This window comes from Pseudomonas sp. LFS044, from assembly GCF_047978245.1.
Taxonomy (GTDB): Bacteria; Pseudomonadota; Gammaproteobacteria; order Pseudomonadales; family Pseudomonadaceae; genus Aquipseudomonas.
Map to the genome: position 1 here is coordinate 1 of NZ_JBFPFX010000049.1, position 20419 is coordinate 20419.

18 protein-coding genes are annotated in these 20419 nt (G+C 64.7%); 7 read left to right on the forward strand and 11 right to left on the reverse strand.

What is annotated here, in order from left to right; translation table 11 throughout:
- Positions 1 to 134 precede the first annotated feature (134 nt).
- The gene (locus ACNQPL_RS25960; RefSeq protein ID WP_416468312.1) at positions 135 to 1046 is read right to left on the reverse strand and encodes a LysR substrate-binding domain-containing protein; all 912 of its coding nucleotides are present in this window, start codon (positions 1044 to 1046) and stop codon (positions 135 to 137) included.
- A gap of 123 nt (positions 1047 to 1169) precedes the next feature.
- Between ACNQPL_RS25960 and ACNQPL_RS25965 the strand changes: the two genes are divergently transcribed.
- The 3 genes from ACNQPL_RS25965 (at position 1170) to ACNQPL_RS25975 (ending at position 4978) form a co-directional block, all read left to right on the forward strand.
- Complete coding sequence (locus tag ACNQPL_RS25965) at positions 1170 to 2018, forward strand: helix-turn-helix transcriptional regulator (protein WP_416468313.1); 849 nt, start codon at positions 1170 to 1172, stop codon at positions 2016 to 2018.
- 64 nt (positions 2019 to 2082) lie between these two features.
- Positions 2083 to 3573, forward strand: a complete 1491-nt coding sequence (locus ACNQPL_RS25970) for an aldehyde dehydrogenase (protein WP_416468314.1) — start codon at positions 2083 to 2085, stop codon at positions 3571 to 3573.
- 22 nt (positions 3574 to 3595) lie between these two features.
- Entirely contained in the window at positions 3596 to 4978 is a 1383-nt protein-coding gene (locus ACNQPL_RS25975; RefSeq protein ID WP_416468315.1) for an aspartate aminotransferase family protein, read from the forward strand.
- A 67-nt stretch (positions 4979 to 5045) separates the two neighbouring features.
- On the opposite strand, the gene ACNQPL_RS25980 is transcribed toward ACNQPL_RS25975, so the two are convergent.
- The 3 genes from ACNQPL_RS25980 to ACNQPL_RS25990 form a co-directional block, all read right to left on the reverse strand.
- The gene (locus tag ACNQPL_RS25980) at positions 5046 to 7046 is read right to left on the reverse strand and encodes a peptidase U32 family protein (protein ID WP_416468316.1); all 2001 of its coding nucleotides are present in this window, start codon (positions 7044 to 7046) and stop codon (positions 5046 to 5048) included.
- A gap of 212 nt (positions 7047 to 7258) precedes the next feature.
- On the reverse strand, positions 7259 to 9358 hold the full coding sequence (locus tag ACNQPL_RS25985; protein WP_416468317.1) for a TonB-dependent receptor family protein: 2100 nt from the start codon (positions 9356 to 9358) through the stop codon (positions 7259 to 7261).
- A gap of 65 nt (positions 9359 to 9423) precedes the next feature.
- Positions 9424 to 9783, reverse strand: coding sequence for a RidA family protein (locus ACNQPL_RS25990; protein ID WP_346615506.1), 360 nt, complete (start codon positions 9781 to 9783; stop codon positions 9424 to 9426).
- A gap of 149 nt (positions 9784 to 9932) precedes the next feature.
- Here ACNQPL_RS25990 and ACNQPL_RS25995 point away from each other — a divergent pair, with 149 nt between their 5' ends.
- The gene (locus tag ACNQPL_RS25995) at positions 9933 to 10628 is read left to right on the forward strand and encodes a tRNA (adenine(22)-N(1))-methyltransferase (protein WP_416468318.1); all 696 of its coding nucleotides are present in this window, start codon (positions 9933 to 9935) and stop codon (positions 10626 to 10628) included.
- 1 nt (position 10629) lies between these two features.
- Here the strand turns inward: ACNQPL_RS25995 and ACNQPL_RS26000 are convergent, their stop codons facing one another.
- Positions 10630 to 10899, reverse strand: coding sequence for a DUF2790 domain-containing protein (locus tag ACNQPL_RS26000; protein WP_416468323.1), 270 nt, complete (start codon positions 10897 to 10899; stop codon positions 10630 to 10632).
- Between the two features lie 130 nt (positions 10900 to 11029).
- Between ACNQPL_RS26000 and ACNQPL_RS26005 the strand changes: the two genes are divergently transcribed.
- Positions 11030 to 11962: a LysR family transcriptional regulator gene (locus ACNQPL_RS26005; protein WP_346615508.1), complete on the forward strand. Its 933-nt coding sequence runs from the start codon at positions 11030 to 11032 to the stop codon at positions 11960 to 11962.
- 118 nt (positions 11963 to 12080) lie between these two features.
- Here the strand turns inward: ACNQPL_RS26005 and ACNQPL_RS26010 are convergent, their stop codons facing one another.
- Positions 12081 to 12632 carry a YbhB/YbcL family Raf kinase inhibitor-like protein gene (locus ACNQPL_RS26010; RefSeq protein WP_346615509.1) on the reverse strand — a complete coding sequence of 184 codons (552 nt, stop codon included), beginning with the start codon at positions 12630 to 12632 and terminating at the stop codon, positions 12081 to 12083.
- Here ACNQPL_RS26010 and ACNQPL_RS26015 point away from each other — a divergent pair.
- On the forward strand, positions 12631 to 13356 hold the full coding sequence (locus ACNQPL_RS26015; RefSeq protein ID WP_009045585.1) for an autoinducer binding domain-containing protein: 726 nt from the start codon (positions 12631 to 12633) through the stop codon (positions 13354 to 13356). The two genes, ACNQPL_RS26010 and ACNQPL_RS26015, sit on opposite strands and share 2 nt — an antisense overlap.
- A 49-nt stretch (positions 13357 to 13405) precedes the next feature.
- Here ACNQPL_RS26015 and ACNQPL_RS26020 read toward each other — a convergent pair whose 3' ends face one another.
- Together ACNQPL_RS26020 and ACNQPL_RS26025 are read right to left on the reverse strand one after the other, a co-directional pair.
- On the reverse strand, positions 13406 to 13717 hold the full coding sequence (locus tag ACNQPL_RS26020; protein ID WP_346615510.1) for a hypothetical protein: 312 nt from the start codon (positions 13715 to 13717) through the stop codon (positions 13406 to 13408).
- A gap of 236 nt (positions 13718 to 13953) precedes the next feature.
- A complete protein-coding gene (locus ACNQPL_RS26025; RefSeq protein WP_416468319.1) occupies positions 13954 to 15255 on the reverse strand; it encodes an MFS transporter in 1302 nt (433 codons plus the stop codon).
- Positions 15256 to 15777: 522 nt separating this feature from the next.
- On the opposite strand from ACNQPL_RS26025, the gene ACNQPL_RS26030 reads away from it, so the two are divergent.
- Positions 15778 to 16653, forward strand: coding sequence for an AEC family transporter (locus tag ACNQPL_RS26030; protein ID WP_346615512.1), 876 nt, complete (start codon positions 15778 to 15780; stop codon positions 16651 to 16653).
- 140 nt (positions 16654 to 16793) lie between these two features.
- Here ACNQPL_RS26030 and ACNQPL_RS26035 read toward each other — a convergent pair whose 3' ends face one another.
- The 3 genes from ACNQPL_RS26035 to ACNQPL_RS26045 form a co-directional block, all read right to left on the reverse strand.
- Positions 16794 to 17426 carry a hypothetical protein gene (locus ACNQPL_RS26035; protein ID WP_416468320.1) on the reverse strand — a complete coding sequence of 211 codons (633 nt, stop codon included), beginning with the start codon at positions 17424 to 17426 and terminating at the stop codon, positions 16794 to 16796.
- Positions 17427 to 17551: 125 nt separating this feature from the next.
- Positions 17552 to 18685, reverse strand: a complete 1134-nt coding sequence (locus ACNQPL_RS26040) for an HlyD family secretion protein (RefSeq protein ID WP_416468321.1) — start codon at positions 18683 to 18685, stop codon at positions 17552 to 17554.
- Complete coding sequence (locus tag ACNQPL_RS26045) at positions 18682 to 20331, reverse strand: MFS transporter (RefSeq protein ID WP_416468322.1); 1650 nt, start codon at positions 20329 to 20331, stop codon at positions 18682 to 18684. Before ACNQPL_RS26045 ends, ACNQPL_RS26040 begins: the two co-directional genes overlap by 4 nt.
- Positions 20332 to 20419 lie beyond the last annotated feature (88 nt).

Genomic DNA, 20419 nt, shown 5'->3' on the forward strand with positions numbered 1-20419 from the left:
CAGCACGTTGCTTGAACTCGCGGGTATAGGTCTTTCGTTCTTGCATGGAACCTCCTGATTGGGCGAATCATATCGCCCTTAAGAGGTGTCCGGGATCATTAAGCCAGTTCAGCTTGTCCCGCGAAGGGCGCAGCTCAATTCTCGCGGCTGTACATCCGACACTCAGCCAACAGCGCCAACAGGTTCGGCTCCCGCTCCCGGGCCTTGAGGAACACCACCCCGATATGCTGCTGCAACCGATACCTCGCCTGCAGCGCAATCAGCTTCACGCGGTTCTCGTACACCGCCGCAATCCGCCCGGGCAGCAAGGCAAAGCCAACCCCCGAACTGACCATGCTCAATAGGGTGAAGATGTCATTCACCTGCATCGCCACTTTCGGCTCGAACCCCGCCTGCTGGAACACCCGCGCGCCATCGCGGTGGGTGGCAAAGCCTTGGGTCAGGGTAATGAAGGTGGAGTCAGCCAGGTCGGCCAGGTCGACTTCCTGCTGCTCGGCGAACGGTGAGTCGGTGGGCACGGCCAGGAAGATGTCATCGGAGAACAACGGCAACTGCTCGCAGGCAGGGTCGGCCACGCTTTCGTCCAGCGATACCAGCATCGCTTCCAGTTCATGGTTCTTCAGGCGCTGCAGCAAGTCGACGTTCGAGCCCAGGGTCAGGTCGATGTTGAGCTCGCTGCGCCGCAGCTTCAGGCCCATCACCAGCTTCGGCACGGTCTTGACGGTCAGCGAATACAACGCCCCCAGGCGGAAACGCTCGGCGTAAAAACCGGCCGCCTCGCGCGTCTGGCGCACCATCTGTTCGGCGTCCTGGACCAGCTGGCGGGCTTTCTTTTCCAGCACATAGGCGCTTTCCAGCGGGATCAGCTGGCGGCCCTCGTGCTTGAACAGCGGGCAGCGCAGGGCGCTTTCCAGTGAATGGATGGCCCGGTGCACGCTCACCGCGCTGGTAGACAATTCGGCGGCGGCGCGGCCGAGGTTGCCGCTGCGCATGAAGGCGAGAAAAGTCTCGAGCTTTTTCAGGGTCAGTTCTTCGTCGATCAGCATGTTCAGGCCCTGAATTGAAAGAGCTGCAGAGCATGCCACAACCTCACCCCGAAGGGTGATGGCCGGCCCCGGCAACCCATGCAAGAATCCCAGCCATGACCACCCTGGCATGGGACCACGACAATGAGCAAAGACCGGCTGAAATCGCCCGACTGGTACGCGCAGATGGCCCGTGTCATCGACGCCCAGGGCACGCCGGGCTTCGTCGACGCGCTGTTCGCTGCGCTCAGGCTGCTTGCCCCGTGCCAGGCCATCACCGTGTTCCTCTACCCGCGCAAGGGCCTGCCCTCGGCGCTGTTCGTCAAGGACGAGGAGGGGCCGTGGCTGCCGGAAGGCAACGTGCAGCGCTACCTTGAAGGCTATTACCTGCTGTGCCCGTTCTACCGGGCCTGCATGGACGGCGTGGCTGCCGGCTGTTACCGCCTGAGCGACGTGGCGCCCGACCACTTCAAGCGCAGCGAGTATTACCTGGCCTTCTACCAGCACGCGCACATGAAAGACGAACCGAACTTCATCGTGCCGCTGGACGATGACCTGACCATCGCCGTGTCGTTGGCCAGTACCCAGCGCCTGGCCCGCCAGCAGGTCAACGACCTCAAGTGCGTGGCGCCCTGGGTAGCGGCGGTGGTACGCCGGCAATGGGGCCACCTGGACATCGACGCACTCGGCGGGCGCTTCGAGAGTGCCCTGGGCCGGCAGATCAACGCCGCGCTGAACAACTTCGGCTCCTCCTTGCTCACCGAGCGCGAATGCCGCATCGCCCAGTACCTGCTGCGCGGCCACTCGACGCGCTCGCTGGCCGAGCGCCTGGGCATCAGCGAAGACACGGTCAAGACCCACCGCAAGAACCTCTACACCAAGCTCGACATCGCCAAGCAGTCCGAACTGTTCTCGCTGTTTATCGATTCCCTGGCCCAGGCCCAGGAGGGCTTGAGCAAGGACCCGCTGGAAAGCTACCTGCGAAGGCGCTGACCCCCGCGCGACACCTCATTCGAACAACAATCCGGCCGCGCGTGCGGCCGCTAGGGAGACCTGCGTGCATACGAAAAGCGATTGGCAGCAGCGCGCTGCACGGCAAACTTTCATCACCACGGCGTTGGTCGACGGCCGCCCGCTGGCGGCGCAGTCCGGGCTGACCTTCGATGCCATCAACCCGGCCACCCAGCAACGGCTGGCCCAGGTCGCCGCCTGCGGCGATGCCGAAGTCGACCAGGCTGTACGCTCCGCGCGCCGCGCCTTCGAGCAAGGCCCATGGGCGCGCATGGCACCGGCTGCACGCAAGCGCGTGCTGCTGCGCCTGGCCGAACTGATTCTGGCCCACCGCGAAGAGCTGGCGCTGCTCGACTCGCTGAACATGGGCAAGCCGGTGATGGACGCCTACAACATCGATGTGCCCGGCGCTGCCAACGTGTTCGCCTGGTACGGCGAGGCGCTGGACAAGGTTTATGACCAGGTCGCGCCCACCGCCGACAATGCCCTGGCCACGGTCACCCGCGAAGCGCTGGGCGTGGTGGGTGCAGTGGTGCCGTGGAACTTCCCGCTGGACATGGCCGCCTGGAAGGTCGCCCCCGCCCTGGCCGCCGGCAACAGCGTGGTGCTCAAACCTGCCGAACAATCGCCGTTCTCGGCCCTGCGCCTGGCGCAACTTGCGCTTGAGGCGGGTGTGCCGGAAGGCGTGCTCAACGTCGTGCCGGGCCTGGGTGAAAGCGCCGGCCGCGCCTTGGGCCTGCACGCGGATGTCGACTGCCTGGTGTTCACCGGCTCCACCCAGGTGGGCAAGTATTTCATGCAGTACTCGGCGCAATCCAACCTCAAGCAGGTGTGGCTGGAGTGCGGCGGCAAGAGCCCGAACCTGGTGTTCGACGATTGCCAGGACCTTGACCTGGCCGCCGAGAAGGCAGCTTTTGGCATCTTCTTCAACCAGGGCGAAGTGTGTTCGGCCAACTCACGGCTGTATGTGCAGCGCTCGATCCACGACGACTTCGTCGAGCGCCTGCTGGCCAAGGCGCGCCACTGGCAGCCCGGCGACCCGCTGGACCCGGCCAGCCGCGCCGGTGCCATCGTCGACGGCGCACAGAGCGCGCGCATCATGGCCGCCATCGAGCAGGCCCAGGGCGACGGTGCCCGCCTGCTGTGCGGCGGCCAGCGCCTGAGCTTCAACGGCTCGAACAACTTCATCGCACCCACCGTGTTTGCCGACGTGCGCCCGGGCTCGGCCCTGGCCCGTGAAGAAGTGTTCGGCCCGGTGCTGGCGATTACCGCTTTTGACGACGAAGAGCAGGCCGTGCGCCTGGCCAACGACAGCGTCTACGGCCTGGCCGCCTCGCTGTGGAGCGACGACCTCAACCGTGCTCACCGCGTTGCCCGGCGCCTGAAGGCTGGCACCGTCTCGGTCAACACGGTCGATGCCCTGGATGTGGCGGTGCCGTTTGGTGGCGGCCGCCAGTCGGGCTTTGGCCGCGACCTGTCGCTGCACGCCTTCGACAAGTACACCCAGCTCAAGACCACCTGGTTCCAGCTGCGCTGACCCTCACTCACGGAGAACAACAATGAACGCACCTTTCCAGCCGCAACGCGACACCCGCGACTACCAGGCCAGCGACGCGGCCCACCACATCCATGCCTTCCTCGACCAGAAGGCCCTGAACGCCGAAGGCCCGCGGGTGATCACCCGGGGTGAAGGCCTGTACCTGTGGGACAACGACGGCCGGCGCTACCTGGACGGTATGTCCGGCTTGTGGTGCACGCAGCTGGGGTACGGCCGCAAGGACCTGACCGCTGCCGCTGCCGCGCAGATGGACCAGCTGGCCTACTACAACATGTTCTTCCACACCACCCACCCGGCGGTGATCGAGTTGTCCGAGCTGCTGTTCAGCCTGCTGCCCGGGCACTACAGCCACGCGATCTACACCAACTCTGGCTCCGAGGCCAACGAGGTGCTGATCCGTACCGTGCGCCGCTACTGGCAGGTGGTCGGGCAGCCGAACAAGAAGATCATGATCGGCCGCTGGAACGGTTACCACGGCTCGACACTGGCGGCCACGGCGCTGGGTGGCATGAAGTTCATGCACGAGATGGGCGGGCTGATCCCGGACGTGGCGCACATCGACGAGCCATACTGGTACGCCGAAGGCGGCGAGCTGACGCCGGCCGAGTTCGGCCGCCGCTGCGCGTTGCAGCTGGAGGAGAAGATCCTCGAACTGGGCGCCGAGAACGTTGCAGGCTTTGTCGCCGAGCCGTTCCAGGGCGCGGGCGGGATGATCTTCCCGCCGGAAAGCTACTGGCCGGAAGTCCAGCGCATCTGCCGCCAGTACGACGTGCTGCTGTGCGCCGACGAAGTGATCGGTGGCTTTGGCCGTACCGGCGAATGGTTCGCCCACGAATACTTCGGCTTCGAGCCCGACACCCTGTCCATTGCCAAGGGCCTGACGTCGGGTTACGTGCCCATGGGCGGCCTGGTGTTGAGCAAGCGCATTGCTGAAGCGTTGGTTGAGCGCGGCGGGGTATTCGCCCACGGCCTGACCTATTCCGGCCACCCGGTGGCGGCTGCCGTGGCCATCGCCAACCTCAAGGCCCTGCGCGACGAGGGCATCGTGCGCCAGGTCAAGGACGATACCGGGCCATACCTGCAGCGCATTCTGCGCGAGACGTTTGCCAACCACCCGTTGATCGGCCAGGTGCAGGGCGCCGGGCTGGTGGCGGCGTTGCAGTTTGCCGAAGACAAGGGCAGCCGCAAGCGTTACGCCAACGAGAATGACCTGGCCTGGCAGTGCCGCACCTATGGCTTCGAGGAAGGCGTGATCATTCGCTCGACGCTGGGGCGCATGATCATGGCGCCGGCCCTGGTGGCCACGCATGCCGAGCTGGATGAGCTGGTGGAGAAGACCCGCATTGCCGTGGACCGCACTGCGCGGGGCTTGGGGATTCTCTGAGGCTGCAAGGGGCCGCTTTGCAGCCCAATCGCCGGCTTGCCGGCGATTGGCCCTTACAGACGAACCCTCAATGCGGTGCGCGCGGGATGGTCTTCAGCAGGTCTTCCGGGCTGATGTGCCCGACCACCTGGGCCACCGCGCTGCCTGGGGTCGGCAGGTCGATGATGTGGCCTTTCATCTTGCCGATCACATGCATCTCGCACGGCTTGCAGTCGAACTTCAAGGTCAGCACTTCATCGCCCTGAATCAGCTGCATCGGCGCCACCTTGGTGCGCACGCCGGTCACGCCCTTGGCCTGTTTCGGGCACAGGTTGAACGAGAAACGCAGGCAGTGCTTGGTGATCATCACCGGCACTTCGCCGTGCTCTTCGTGCGCTTCGTACGCCGCGTCGATCAGTTGCACACCGTGGCGGTGGTAGAAGTCGCGGGCCTTCTGGTTGTAAACGTTGGCCAGGAACGACAAGTGCGACTCGGGGTACACCGGCGGCGGCGTGGTCTCGGCCTTGCGCCCGCCACGTGGGTGGGCCTTGATGCGTGCCTCGGTCAGCGCCTCGATGGCCTCGCGGCGCAGGGCCTTGAGCTGCGAGTTGGGGATGAAGTACGCCTGGGGCGCGTCCAGCTCGATGCTGTTGGCGTGGTACATCGTGGTGCCCAGCTGGCCCAGCAGGTCGTGCAACTGGTCCAGCGCCTGCTGCGGTTTGTTCGCGGCACCGAACGGGCCGTCCAGGGCCACCTGAACGCTGACGCCTTCTTCACTGCTGACGCTGAGCATCAGGCGCTGCTCGGTGAGCACAGCATGCCAATCCACGCCGATGCGGCGTTCTGCCGACGTGCGCTGCAGGGCCTGCTGCCAGTTGTGGTCCAGGTTGCGCGACAGCGGATGGTTCGGGCGCAGCTTGTGCAGGCCCTCTGGCATTTCGTTGGGCTCGACCCGGTAGCGGTAGCGCTTCTGGCCGTCTTCCTCGAACTCGCCACGCGGTTCGGCGATGTTGGCACGGAAGCCCACCACCTCGCGCTTGACCAGCACGTTCAGGCCGTCACCGTTGGTCAGTGGCACTTCAGTGACCACCTGCATGTCGCGCTTGCCGACCTTTTCCACCACACCTACCGGCAGGCCGGTGAAGGTCGGCGAGTCGAAGGCGCCGATGTCGACCTTGCGGTCGGTGACGAAGTAGTCGGTGCTGCCGCGGTGGAAGGTCTTGTCCGGGTCGGGCAGGAAGAAGTGCTCGGTGCGGCCGCTGGAAGCGCGGGCGAGGGCCGGGCGGTCTTCCAGGATGGCATCGAGCTCTTTGCGGTAATGGGCGGTGATGTTCTTCACATACCCCATGTCCTTGTAGCGGCCCTCGATCTTGAACGAGCGCACACCGGCATCGACCAGGTCGCGCAGGTTGGCGGTCTGGTTGTTGTCCTTCATCGACAACAGGTGCTTCTCGAATGCCACCACACGGCCCTGGTCATCCTTGAGCGTGTACGGCAGGCGGCAAGCCTGCGAGCAGTCGCCGCGGTTGGCGCTGCGGCCGGTCTGTGCGTGGGAGATGTTGCACTGGCCGGAGAAGGCCACGCACAGCGCACCATGAATGAAGAACTCGATGGCTGCATCGGTTTCAGCGGCGATGGCGCGGATCTGCTGCAGGTTCAGCTCACGGGCCAGGACCAGTTGCGAGAAGCCGGCCTGGTCGAGGAATTTCGCCCGCGCCAGGGTACGGATGTCGGTCTGGGTGCTGGCGTGCAGCTCGATCGGCGGGATATCCAGCTCCATCACCCCCAGGTCCTGCACGATCAACGCGTCGACGCCCGCGTCGTAGAGCTGGTGGATCAGCTTGCGCGCTGGCTCCAGTTCGTTGTCGTGGAGGATGGTGTTGATGGTGGTGAACACGCGCGCGTGGTAACGGCGGGCGAACTCCACCAGCTCGGCGATTTCGCCGACTTCGTTGCAGGCGTTGTGGCGCGCGCCGAAGCTCGGGCCACCGATGTAGATGGCATCAGCGCCGTGCAGGATCGCTTCACGGGCGATGGCCACGTCACGGGCAGGGCTGAGCAGTTCCAGATGATTTTTTGGAAGGGACATGTCGTTATAGGTTCGGGCTGTCACGGTAGGGCGGCATTGTACCGGGGAAATGAGTGGGTGGCATGCTTTGGTGCCCAGAGGTGGGGTGACTGGGCCGGCCCCATCGCGGGGCAAGCCCGCTCCCACAGGTTATCCCTGTACTCGAGGGTTATGGTGTACCTGTGGGAGCGGGCTTGCCCCGCGAAGAGGCCAGCCCAGCCAATAGAGGTGGATCAGAACTGATACTCCATCCCGGCCCCCGCATACCACGAGCGCCCCGGCGCCGCTTCGTAGTAACGGCCATTGCCATCACCGACGATCACCGAGCCCACATACTGCCGGTCGAGCAGGTTGTCCAACCGCACCAGCTGATGGAACGTCCACGGCCCGACATGCTGCTCGAAACGCGTCCGCCAGTTGAACACCGCATAACTCGGCGCGGCATGTTGGTCATTGGTGTCCTCGACATACACCTTGCTGCGGTACTGCCCCTCGAGCCCCATGCTGATGCCGTCGCGCGGCTTCCACACCAGCTCGCCGAACAGGCTGCTGCGCGGCACGCCCGGCAGCTGGTTGCCCTTGTCGATGGTGCTGGTGCCCTGGCTGAAGGCTTCGTCGTAGGTGGCATCGAGCAGGGTATAGGCCAGGTTGGCCTGCCACTGATCGTTCAACTCACGCTGCACGCTCAGTTCGAAGCCGCGGCGCAAAGTCTTGCCGGCGTTGCGGTAGCTGGTACGGCCGCCTTCCGACGCCGCCACGACAATTTCGTCCTTGGTGCGGATCTCGAAGATCGCTGCATTGATCCGGGTACGCTCGTCTGGGCGGGCCTTCAGGCCCAGCTCGTACTGGGTGCTGGTGGCCGGTTCCAGGCCGAAGTTGAAGCCTTCCAGCGCGCCCGGCGCATAGGCCATTTCGGCCTGGGTTGGGGTCTCGAAGGCCTTGCCAGCACTGATGTAGCCGTGCAGGGAAGGGGTGAAGGCGTACATCACCGACAAGGTCGGCGTGGTGCGCTGGTACTTCTTCGAGCCGCTGGCATCGCCGTTGGAGAGGAAGCGATCGTCCACTTCCATTTCCATGCTGCTATGGCGCAGGCCGGCGTCGATGGTCCAGCGGTCCAGCTCCCAATGCGCCTGCACATAAGGGTCCAGGCTGGTGGCGGTGTCTTTTTCGTCGCGGCGCAGCTCGCCTTTCACCCCCAGCGTGTCGCCGCTGAAGTTCTGGAAGCCGCGGCGGTCATCGCGGCTACGGTCGTAGTCGGCGCCGACGGTCAGCGTCAGGTTGCCGGGGGCGGCGCTGATCGGCTGGACCCAGCGCAGGGTGCCGCCGTGGAACTCGCGGTCGAAATCGACCACGCCGCCGCCCCGGGTGTTCGCTGGTGTGCCCTTGGGGATCGACAGGTACTGGATCACGCTGCGCTTGCCGGCATACAGGTTGAACTGCAGGGTTGCCTCGCCAAAGTACCGCTCATAGTTCATGCCCACCTGCTGGTGGTGGATGCTCTTGCGCGTGTTGTATTCCTCGGCGCGGGCCGCCACCGAGCGCGGGTCGTGCTTGTAGGCGTCCCAGGTCTGGCCGAGCGGGTCTTCGGTGCCGTTCTGTTCAAGGGTGCTGAAAATCAGCGCCAGGCGGCTGTCTTCATCGGGCTTGACGTGCACCTTGGCAAAGGTCTGGTCGCGGCGTGCGGCGCTGTGGTCGCGGTAGCCGTCGGTGTCCATGCGCGAGGCATCGACCAGAAAGCCGGCCTGTTCACTGCCGCCTTCGCTGTAGACGTGGTTCTTGTTGAAGCCATCGCTGCCGAACGTGGTTTCGGCGCCGACCTTGGGCGGGCCGGAGCCATCGCGGGAAAACATCTGGATCACGCCGCCGGCATTGCTGCCGTAGATCGCCGAAGCCGGCCCGCGCAGCACTTCGATGCGCTCGGCCACGTCCAGGTTGAGCGATGCCGCCTGGCCCTGGCCGTCCGGGGTGCTGGCGGGGATGCCATCGCTGAGCAGCTTGATGCCACGGATGCCGAAGGCCGAGCGGGCGCCATAGCCGCGCGAGGAAATCTGCAGGTCCTGGGCGTAGTTCTGGCGGTTTTGCACCACCAGGCCAGGGACACGGTTGAGTGCTTCGGACAGGTTCACGCCCAGCTGGCCATCGGCGATCTGGCTACGCTCGACGGTGTCGATGGAGTAGGGCAGGTCGAAGCTGGGGTTGGGGGCGTAGGTGCCCGTGACCACCACCGGTTCGAGCAGGTTGAAAGTCGTGGCGGGTTCGGCGTAGGCGAGGGTACACAGGCCAAAGGTAGGCGCCAGGGCGAACATTGCCTTGCGGCGTAGAGGGTGATGCATTGGAGCTGCGTCCTGCTTTGGTAGGGGCTGCCCAGCAGCCCCAAGATCTTAAGGCAACGGCGTTATCAGCCCTTGGCCGCCATCGCGGTCACTTCAACGCGCATTTGCGGGTACGCCAACGCCGCCACACCTACTGCGGCACGCACTGGCCAAGGCTTGCTGAAGAAGCGCTGGTACACCTCGTTGAACGCGGCGCGGTCGGCCATGTCGGTCAGGTAGATGGTCAGGTGCATGACGCGGTCCATGCCACTGCCGGCCTTTTCCAGCGCCTCTTTCAGCGCCTGCAAGGTGCTTTCGCTCTGTTGCACGATGTCGCCGTCGAGATCGGCGGGGATCTGGGTGGTGACCAGGATGCCATTGTACTCGGCGACGTCGGAGGAGATCGACTCGGCATCGGAATCCGGGGTGAAGACGAGGTTTGCCATGGAGGTTTGCCTTGCAACGGGAGGAAAGGCGCAAGCCTACGCGAGCGCGGCGCAAGGGTCGAGCCACAGCGCGCCGTCTGGCCCGCGCGCATTGTAATAGTGCGTCATGGCCGTCAGAATCGCGCCGATTGTCGAGCAAGGAATATCAGTTGAACGAACAGACATTGTCGATGCGCCTGGAGCGTGTGGCGGCGCATGTGCCGCAGGGCGCGCGCCTGGCCGATATCGGCTCGGACCATGGCTACCTGCCGGTGGCCCTGGCGCTGCGTGGCGTGATCGAAGCCGGTGTGGCCGGGGAGGTAGCGCAGACGCCTTATGCTTCTGCCCAACGCAATGTGCGCAGGAACGGCCTGCAGGACCGCATCACCATCCGCCTGGCCGATGGCCTGGCGGCGATCGAGGCGCAGGACCGCATCACGGCGGTCAGTATCTGCGGCATGGGCGGCGAAACCATGTGCGAAATTCTCGAACGCGGCAAGGCGCACCTGAACGGCAGCGAGCGCTTGATCCTGCAGCCCAATGGCGGCGAGCGCGAGCTGCGTGCCTGGCTGATGGCGAACGGTTACCGGATCGTGGGTGAAGAGCTGCTGCGCGAGAACCGCTTCGACTACGAGATCATCGTGGCCGAGCCGGGCGGGGCGGTGGTTTACAGCGAAGAAGAGCTGTATTTCGGCCCGTTACTGATGCGTGAGAAAAGCCCGGCATTCCTTACCAAGTGGCAGCGCATGTTGCGCCAGAAGCAACAGACCCTGGCCAACTTCGAGCGTGCTCGGGATGCAATCCCGCAGGAAAAACAACGTATGTTTGCCACGCAGGTCGGCTGGATCACTCAGGTATTGGCGTGAGTCACATCTGCGAGCAGTTGCCCATTTCGCGGTAATTGACTTCGCGGGTCTGGCCCTGGTGGTCAACATAGACCATGTGCGCGGTGCCAATCTGGCAGTCGGCAATGTTGCTGGCCGGGGTGATCGAGATGACCTTGGCCACGTCCAGCGGCATGCCGTATTCGTAGTTTGCGCCGCTGCCTGCGACCGGTTGGCTGGCGGCCTGGTCGGCGAGGGCACCGAATGAAGCGAAGGTTGCAGACAGCGCGAACAGGGCGATCGAGCGTTTGATGTTCATGGCAGGCTCCTTTTTCAATGTTTTATCCATGATGTATTCAACGGCCCTGCACAATAAATGGGCCAAGCCGTGATAGATTCCTGCCTGGAACGTACGAATAAGAACGCACAAGGAGCCCAGCCCCATGGACATGCTGCACGCCATGCGAACCTTCGCCCGGGTTGTGGAGTGCGGCAGCTTCGCCGCCGCTGCCAACGCCCTGGATATCTCTGCCGCGCAGGTATCGCGCATTGTTGCCGAGCTTGAGAATCAGCTGCAGACCCGCCTGCTGCACCGCACCACACGGCGCCTGCGCATGAGCGAGGCCGGCGAGCGGTTCCTGGAGCGTGCACGGCAGATCATGCTGCTGACTGAGGAGGCGGTGGGCGAGGCCCGCGGCGCGCACCTGACCCCGCGCGGCCGTCTGCGCCTGCATTGCCCGCATGGCCTGGGCATGCTGTTGATGCCGCTGGTGGCCGGCTACAACGCGCTGTGCCCGGAGGTGGTGATCGAGCTGACCCTCTCCCAGCGCAACCCCGACCCGTTGGCCGAAGGCCACGACGTGGTGATCACCGTGGACGAGGCCCTGCCCGACTCGCAACTGATCGCCGTGCCGCTGGGCAAGATTTTCAGCATCCCTTGCGCCGCGCCCAGCTACCTGGAGGCCCATGGCGTGCCAGAGCGGCCTGAAGACCTGCATGAACATCGCTGCTTGCGCATGGCCTACCCGATGTACGAGGGCGACTGGGTATTCCCGGAAGGCCTGGACCATTGCGTGATCGCGCCGCGCGACAGCTTCCTGACCAATGTCGCCGATGCCATGCTGGTGGCGAGTGAGCTGGGGATGGGGATTGGGCTGCTGCCGTTCTACACGGCCAGCCAGGCGATCGAGCAGGGGCGCTTGCGGCGGTTGTTGGCGCCGTACCGGTTACGGGACAGTGCGTTGTATGCGATTTATCCGTCGCGGCATTACCTGGATGCCAAGGTGCGGACCTGGATCGATTACCTCAAGGAGCAGTTGCCGGCGCTGTTTGCGGGGCATGAGCGGATTGTCGATGATCCGCAGTATTGGCGGTGAGTCAGTGCCGGCCTCTTCGCGGGGCAAGCCCGCTCCCACAAAATCCGGATTAATTTCGAGTCAGGTAGGGGGTTTGTGGGAGCGGGCTTGTCCCGCGAAAGGGCCGGCGAAGCCAACATCAATGTCCATACTTACCCACCAGGCTCTGCGCCCCCAGCGCATGCCCTTGCAGCAGCTCCATCAACCCTGTGCGATCCAAGCCCTCCGGCAATGTGCCGATGGGGATATCGGTAGCAATCAACGTCAACGCATAGTGATGTGGATTATCGCCGGCCGGTGGGCAAGGCCCTCGGTAGTTGAGGGTGCCCCGCGAGTTACGCCCCACGGTCACCGCCTGCGTGGTCAGGGCGAACTTGCCTTCTTCCAGCCCGTCCAGCTCAGGGTCGATGTTGTAGGCAAGCCAGTGCACCACACCGATACCCTTGCCGCCGTCCGGGTCGAACATCACCAACGCGAGTGACCGCGTGCCTGGCGGCAGGTTTTTCCAGCTCAACTGCGGCGTACGCTCCTCGCCCGCACCGCAGGCCGGGTCGGGCCCGACCTGCTGCAGGGCGATCACCCCGCCATCGGTGAACGAAGACGAACTGATCGACAACGCACCGGAGCCACTACCAGCCGCCAGTGCAGCCCCCGGTAGCAGGGCGGCGAACAGCCAGGGTTTGAGGTTCATGGAATTAGGGCAGCAGTTGGGATGGGATGCGTACTTTTATAGTATCTTTGCGCGAACCATGGATATGCAGGAGTTTACGGCTGTCGCGTTGAGGGCCTTGCGCGAACTACGGTTTGATTTTTTTGCCTACGGCATGTGCAGCGTGACTCCGTTCATGCGGCCCAGGACTTATATGTATGGCAATTATCCCGAGGACTGGGTGCAGCGATATCAGGCGGCTAACTACGCGGTGATCGATCCCACGGTGAAACACAGCAAAGTATCGTCGTCCCCCATTTTGTGGAGCAATGAGTTGTTCCGTGGGTGCCCGGATCTGTGGTCCGAAGCCAACGACTCGAATTTACGCCACGGCCTGGCACAGCCCTCGTTCAACACCCAGGGGAGGGTTGGGGTGTTAAGCCTGGCGCGCAAGGATAATCCCATCAGTCTTCAGGAATTTGAGGCGTTGAAGGTGGTGACCAAGGCGTTTGCCGCAGCGGTCCACGAGAAGATTTCCGAGCTGGAGAGCGACGTGCGTGTGTTCAATACGGATGTGGAGTTCAGCGGTAGGGAATGTGATGTGCTGCGCTGGACGGCCGACGGCAAGACCTCGGAGGAAATCGGCGTGATCATGGGGGTGTGCACCGATACGGTGAATTACCACCACCGCAACATCCAACGCAAAATCGGCGCCAGTAACCGCGTGCAGGCAGTCTCTTACGCCGTCGCGATGGGCTATATCTGAATGGCGATTCCTTGGCAGGGCGATGGCCGCAGTGTAGTTCAGCCTGCCGTTAGCGGCTGTCCTGGTCCTCGGCGGTGCCGCCGCTGTGGCCAGCCCCAGAGCCTGTGGCTTCACCGGTGCTGTTGGAACCACCTGCGGCACCGTCGGCGGCATCGTCGCCGGTGTCGGCACTGTCGTTGTCCTGGCCGCTGCCTGGGCTGTTGACGCTGCTGCCTTCACCGGCGGTTTTACCGCCTTGCTGGTCGGTTTTCGGGTAGGCGTCGGTGTTGGTGTCGGAAGTATCGGAGGCGGCAAAGCTGGTGGCCGAGCCGAGGCCCAGGGCGAGGGTGAGCAGTAGCGGAAGTGGACGAATGCGGATCATGGCGAATCTCCTGAGCGGATGATCTGTCATTCGTTTGGCTTGAGCGTGCTGGCGGGGTGCCCTCTGGGCGACGGGCGGTCATGAAAAGTTAGTTGGGAATGCAGGGGCCGCTCTGCGGCCCATTCGCGGCACAAGGCCGCTTCCACACTGACCGCGTTCTGACCCTTTTTAAGGATGTACGCAGACCCTGTGGGAGCGGCCTTGCGCCGCGAATGGGCCGCAAAGCGGCCCCAGTTTCACTGAACTTCCGCGCGAGCCGCAGGCGTTTCTGGCTGCAGCGGCGGGTGTTCCAGAGGATGCTCTTGCGCCGCATGCATCAGGTCTTCGGTCACGCGCAGCTCGGCACCGGTTGGCGAAAAGGTGGTCGACGCGGTGAACGGCGCCGGGTGTTCCGCCGCCGGGCGCTTGCCGCGGCGCCAGAGGAAGAAGCACACCATGCCCAGGTTGACCACGGCAAAGGCCCAGAACAGCCCGGCTTCACCAAATTCGGTCATGGCCGGCGAAATTGCCAGTGGCGCCATGGCCGAGCCCAGCGAGTTGATCAGCAACAGGCCCTGGATCATCGGCACCAGCGCATCGGACGGCGCGCGGTCGGCAGCGTGGCTGACGGCCACCGGGTACAGCGTGAACACACCGCCACCGAGCAGGAACAGCATCACCGGCAGCAGCACCGACTGCGACGGCAGGAACACGGTAATCAGCGACAGCACCACGCACAGCGCGGCCAAGGCAATCAGCACATCCTGGCGGTCCTTGCGGTCGGACCAGCGCCCCACCGGGTACTGCAGCAACATGGCGCCGAGGATCACCCAGGCCATCATGTTGCCGACTTCACCCACGTCCAGGCCGATGCGCTGCAGGTAAAGCGGCAGCAGGGCATAGATACCGGCAATGGCCACACCCGAGCCGAAGCAACCGACCAGGCCCGACGGTGCAACGCCCAGCAGTTGACGTGGCTTGAGCGGCTCGACCTGCTCCAGCAGCGGCGACACCCGCGGCAGGATCACGATCGGCAGCACCGACAGTGCGGCCAGTACGCCGGCCAGCATGAACGGCGCGCTGTCACCCAGATGGGTGATTTCGCCCAGGCAGGCCTGGGCGATCACCCCGGCGCCATAGAAGCTGATCATGTACAGCGCCAGCAGGCGCCCGCGGATCTTCGCGTCGCCCGCCAGCAGCAGCCAGCTCTCGATCACCAGGAACACGCCGACCGCGGCCCAGCCGTTGATCAGGCGCAGGATCGACCACCAGGTGGTGTCGTAGAACACCCCTTGCAGCAGGATGGTGGCGGCAATCAGCGCGGCGAAGCTGGTGTAGGCGCGGATATGGCCGATGCGCAGGATCAGGCGGTCGTTGAAGACCGCGCCGAGGGTCAGGCCCAGGAAGTAGCTCGACGAAACGATACCGATCATCGTCGCCGATTCACCGGCAGCGCCCAGGCGCAGGGTGGTCAGCGAAGACATGAAACCATTGCCCAGGGCGATGATGAACAGCCCGAGCAGGGGCGCCAGCGCCATGGCCAGCAAACGCGCAGACATACATACCTCAAGTTGGAGTGGCGGTTGGGAACGCCTCTTCGAACGCGCACGCCAAACAGGCCCGTAATGGGCCAGGAGGCTGCACGGATGTGCCTGGGCTGGATGCGACCTGGGCAAGACTCAACCGCTGGACCCTGTAAAAGCGGGCCGCGCGGGTCGGTTGAGCCTATTTCACATGGATGGGCATGTGGTCAGGCACGGACTTTGTCGTTGCTGCCGGTTGCCACCGTTCAAGGCGACGGGCGAAAAGGAGGCGCGATTCTACGGCCTTCGAGGGGTTTGCCCAAGGGGGTGTAGCGTGCGACGGGACGCCGCAGGTCGGAATGCTTCAGCTTTGTGCCTGCAGCCGACATCGAGTGGGGCTGCTTTGCAGCCCAATCGCTGGCAAGCCAGCTCCCACCCCCAAGCCTACTGCTGTCCCTGTGGGAGCCGGCTTGCCGGCGATAGGGCTGCAAAGCAGCCCCGGGATGTTGAAGGCTGCGGCATAATGTCGCCCAAACGCTCCAAGGAAGGCCCAACCCAATGCTCGCCTCACTGTTCGCCGTCCTGGCCCCGGTCTTCATCGTCGCCGGCATCGGCTACGCCTGGGCCCGCAAGGGCCTGGATTACCCCACCGCCTTCGTGGCCAGGATGGTCATGACGGTCGGTACGCCCTCGCTGGTGCTGTCGACGCTCAGCCGCACCGAACTCGACCCGGCAGCCTTCACCAGCATGGCCATGGCCTGCCTGTTGTGCACGCTGGTGATGGCCGTCGGCGGGTGGCTGGTGTGCCGTGCCTCGGGCCAGCACTGGCGCGTGTTGCTGCCGGCGTTCATGTTCCCCAACACCGGCAACATGGGCCTGCCGATCAGCTTGTACGCCTTTGGCGAGCACGGCCTGGCCCTGGCCGTGGCGTTCTTCCTGACCCTGTCGATCGTGCAGTTCACCCTCGGCATGGCCATCGCCGGCACCGCGGCGTCGTTCAAGGCGCTGCTGCGCAACCCCATCGTCATCAGCCTGGCGGGCGCCATGCCGATCATTTTCCTCGACTTCGAGTTGCCGCGCTGGCTGGCCAACACGGCGGACCTTCTAGGGGGCATGTCGATCCCGCTGATGCTGCTGACCCTCGGCGTGTCGCTGGCCAGCATTCGCCCGCAGCATATCGGCAAGGGCCTGCTGCTGGGCGGCTTGCGCATCGTGCTGGGGGCGGCGGCAGGTTGGGCGGTGGGCGCGGCGCTTGGCCTGGAGCAGATGGAGCGGGCGGTGCTGATGCTGCAGTCGGCGATGCCGGTGGCGGTGTTCAACTACCTGATGGCGGTGCGCGCCAACCGCGAGCCGGAACAGGTGGCGAACCTGGTGATGTGCTCCACGGTGCTGTCGTTTGCCTGGTTGCCGCTGGTGCTGGCCTGGTGGTTATGACTGTACCGGCCCCTTCGCGGGGCAAGCCCGCTCCCACAGGATCAGTGTGTATCTGCACTGCCTCAAGGGTGCCCAACCTCTTTGGCGGGTCCAGACTGTGGGAGCGGGCTTGCCCCGCGAAGAGGCCGGTACAGGCACCATCAGTGATCGAACATCCGCTCATGCACCCAACCCTTGTCGGTCAGCACCATCACCCGCGTTTCCCTGGCCGGCGTCTCATTGGTGGCCACGGCCTCGCCCAGCGGACGAATGGTGGCTTTCACCTCCTGATTGCCCGCCCATTCCGGTAAACCGGTGATCTTGTAGGCATAGGTCACGTCGGAAACCGTCTGCCCCCTCAGCTCGCCCGGCTCGGTGAACCGCTCGATGCGGGTGACCTGCGCCTTGCCGAAGCACAGCCCGCCACGGGTGCTGCCGTTGAGCATTTTCTGCGCGTCAGCCTTGTAGTACTTGCGCCCTTCATCGGTCAGGTCGTAGGCGTAGTAGATGTCGGTGCGGGCCGGTTGCCACAGGCGCTCCGGCACTTCGGTGCGGGAAATTTCCTTCTCGCTGACCACCCCGACCTGCGCCAGCGCATGCAGCGCCTTGTTGGTGCCGTTGGTGTCGAAGTCCTGGGTCTTGGTGGGGAAGGCACTGAGCACGAAGCAATGCGGGTACTGGGTGTCGAGGTAGGCCTGGGCGGCCTTGTGGAAATTGGCTTCGCTGCCGTCCTTGGTGTCCGAACAGCCAGCAAGAGAGGCCAGCAGCGCCAGCGGTGCGATCGTCCTGTACATGATCAAGCGTCCTTGGATTGCGAAGATAAAACCGGTGGGTCGGAATTAGAACCCACGGTTTAGAGCGGCGCAATCGTGGCAGGACGGCATCTCGACGCGGTTCTCATAATCGCACCGCGGCGGTTTCAGGGTTGGCCACGGGTATCGATGCTCACCACCACCGACATCCCCGGGCGCAGGCGCCGGGCCTCTGGCTGGTCGGCATCCACGATGATCCGCACCGGTATGCGCTGGGCAATCTTGACGAAGTTGCCGGTGGCATTGTCGGCCTGCAGCAGGGCGAACTCAGAGCCGGTGGCGGGTGAAATCTGCTGCACATGGCCGCGCAACTTCAGGTGGTTGAGCGCATCGACGGTAAAGGTCGCTGGCTGGCCGATGCGCACATCGGCCATCTGGGTTTCCTTCATGTTGGCGATCACCCACAGGGTATCGGGCACCAGCGCCATCAGTTGTGCACCAGAGTTGACGTAGGCCCCCAGGCGCGTGCCGATCTGCCCCAGCTGGCCGTCGCGCGGCGCCGTCACCCGGGTGTTGTCCAGGTCGATGCGGGCCAGCTCCACGGCCGCCTTGGCGTTTTCCACCGCGGCCTCCAGCGCTGCACGGTTGACGATCACCGTTTCACGGTCCTGGCGGGCGATGGCCAGCGCCGCCTTGGCCTGGGCCAGGGTGGCGACCGCGGCGGCCTGGCTGGCACGGGCCAGGTCGAACTCGCTGCGTGACACCGAACCATCGCTGACCAACGCCTGGCTGCGGCGCAGGTCGGCGCGGGCCTTGTCGGCCTGGGCCGAGGCATCGCCAATGGCGGCCTGGCGCTGGGCAATGGTGGCCTCGGCGCTTTTGCGCTGCTGCAGGTTGTTGGCCAGCGCCGCCTGCTGTTGCTGCAGCTGGGCGATGGCCTGGGCCAGGCGCTGCTTGTAGATGCGGTCGTCGAGCTGCACCAGCAGGTCGCCGGCCTTGACGAACTGGAAGTCATGCACCGGCACATCGACGATGTAGCCGCTCAGCTGCGGCCCGATGATCGTCACCTGCCCGCGCACCAAGGCGTTCTCGGTGCTCTCGATGGCGCTGCTGAACGGCGGCAGGCGCCAGGCGTAGAGCACCAGCAGGATGCCGGCCAGGGCCACGCAGGCGAACAGGATCGACGACAGGATGCGCACCCGCCGCGTGCGCACCGGGCTGGTCGGCTCGCTGGGCGGCGTCGCGCCTTCCGGGGTTTCGGCAATGGCAGTGGTGGTGGTCGTGCGGGTTTCGTCGGTCATCGGCTGGCAGTACCGCTGGTGGAGTCGGGTGAAGCGGCCTGGCGGGCGGTGTACCACAGCCAGGAACCGCGGATGCAAATCCAGATCATGGTGAGCACGGCGATGCTGCCGATCAGCATGAACACATCGTTGTAGGCCATCACGTTGGCCTCACGGGTAGCCGCGCTGGCCAGCACGCGCATGCCGGCCTCGCTGCGCAGGGCCGGGTCGGCGAGGATACCGGCGTAACCTGCGCCACCGCTTTGAACGCGGGCGTTCACCAGCGGTTCGAGGAAACTGAGGCGGTCCATCAGGTGGCTGGAGTGAAACTTTTCGCGCCAGGTCTGGAAGGTGCCCAACAGCGCCGCGCCGATCAGCCCGCCGAGGTTGTTGCAGATGCCGAACAGCACCGAAAAACTCACCAGGTTACGCGGGTTGGCGCGTACGTGGCTGATGCCCAGTGCCATCGATGGGCCGAGGAAGAAGGTACTGCCGAAGGCTAGCAGGAACTGGCTGAGGTACATCTGCGCCGGGCGGGTGAGGTTGCTTGAGCTGCTGTCCATGAACGCCCCGGTGGCCATCGCCAGCAGCGAGATGAACAGCGGAATCACCAGGTGGTTGGGGTTGATGGTCAATGCGCTGGTGGCCAGGCCCGCTACCGCGCCGAGCAGCATGATCCAGTACAGCGAGCGCATCTGCTCGCTGCCCATGTTCAGCACCTGCAGAAAACCCACGGCGCCGGTGGACTGCTCGGAGGTGACCATGCGAATGAGGATTACGCACAGGCCCAGGCGGATGATTGCGCCGCTGCCCAGCCAGCGCGTCATCAGCAGCGGGTTCTGGCGGTTGTGCTCGATGGCCAGGCCGCTGAACACCAGGGCGATGGAGGCCGCCAGGGCGACACCGATCCACGGCGCGTCCAGCCACCAGTCGATGCGCCCCAGCGACAGCGCCGCGCAGAGCAGGGCGGTGCCGCTGGCCATCAGGGTGAAGGTGAGAAAATCCAGCGGCTCGAACGTCTTGAAGCGGTCGCCCGGGGGCAGCTTGAGCATCAGCACGCACCCCAGCGCGGCCAGCGCCAGGCCCAGTTCGAACAGGTACAGGCCGCGCCATTCGGCGATCTGCAGCAGGTCTTCGGAAAAGATCCGCGCCAACGGCAGCGCCAGCTGCGAGGCGCCCAGGCCCAGCACCATGGCCTTGAGCCGCCACTGCGCCGGGAACGCCTGGATCATGTAGTACAGCCCCAGCGAACTCAGCGCGGCGCCAACCATGCCGTGGGCGGCCCGCACGGCGATGGCCGAGTTGAGGTCATTGACGAACAGGTGGGCGAAGGTGACCAGCGCGTACAGCACCAGGAACACTTCGGTGAACGCGCGCAGGCCGAACTGTTGGCGAAACTTGACCAGCAGCAGGTTGATCGACACGTTGGTCATCACGTAAGCAGCGGGCAACCAGGCCATTTCCGCAGTGGTCGCGCCAAGGGCGCCCTGCAGGAACACCAGGTTGGCGGTGACCAGCGCGTTGCCCAGCCCGCCGGTGATTGCCACCAGCAGCCCGACCACGCCGAAGGCCAGGCGTTTGGCCGGGGAATGCAAGGGCGTTGAAGGTGAGCCGGGCAGGCTGGGCTTTTCGTGCGGGAGCCACTGGTGGGGGGCGTATTTGTCCATGGCGCTGACTGTACGTTGCGGCCCTATCGCCGGCAAGCCGGCTCCCACAGGTTCACCACAGGTTCAAGAACCAAGGGGTGCCTGTGGG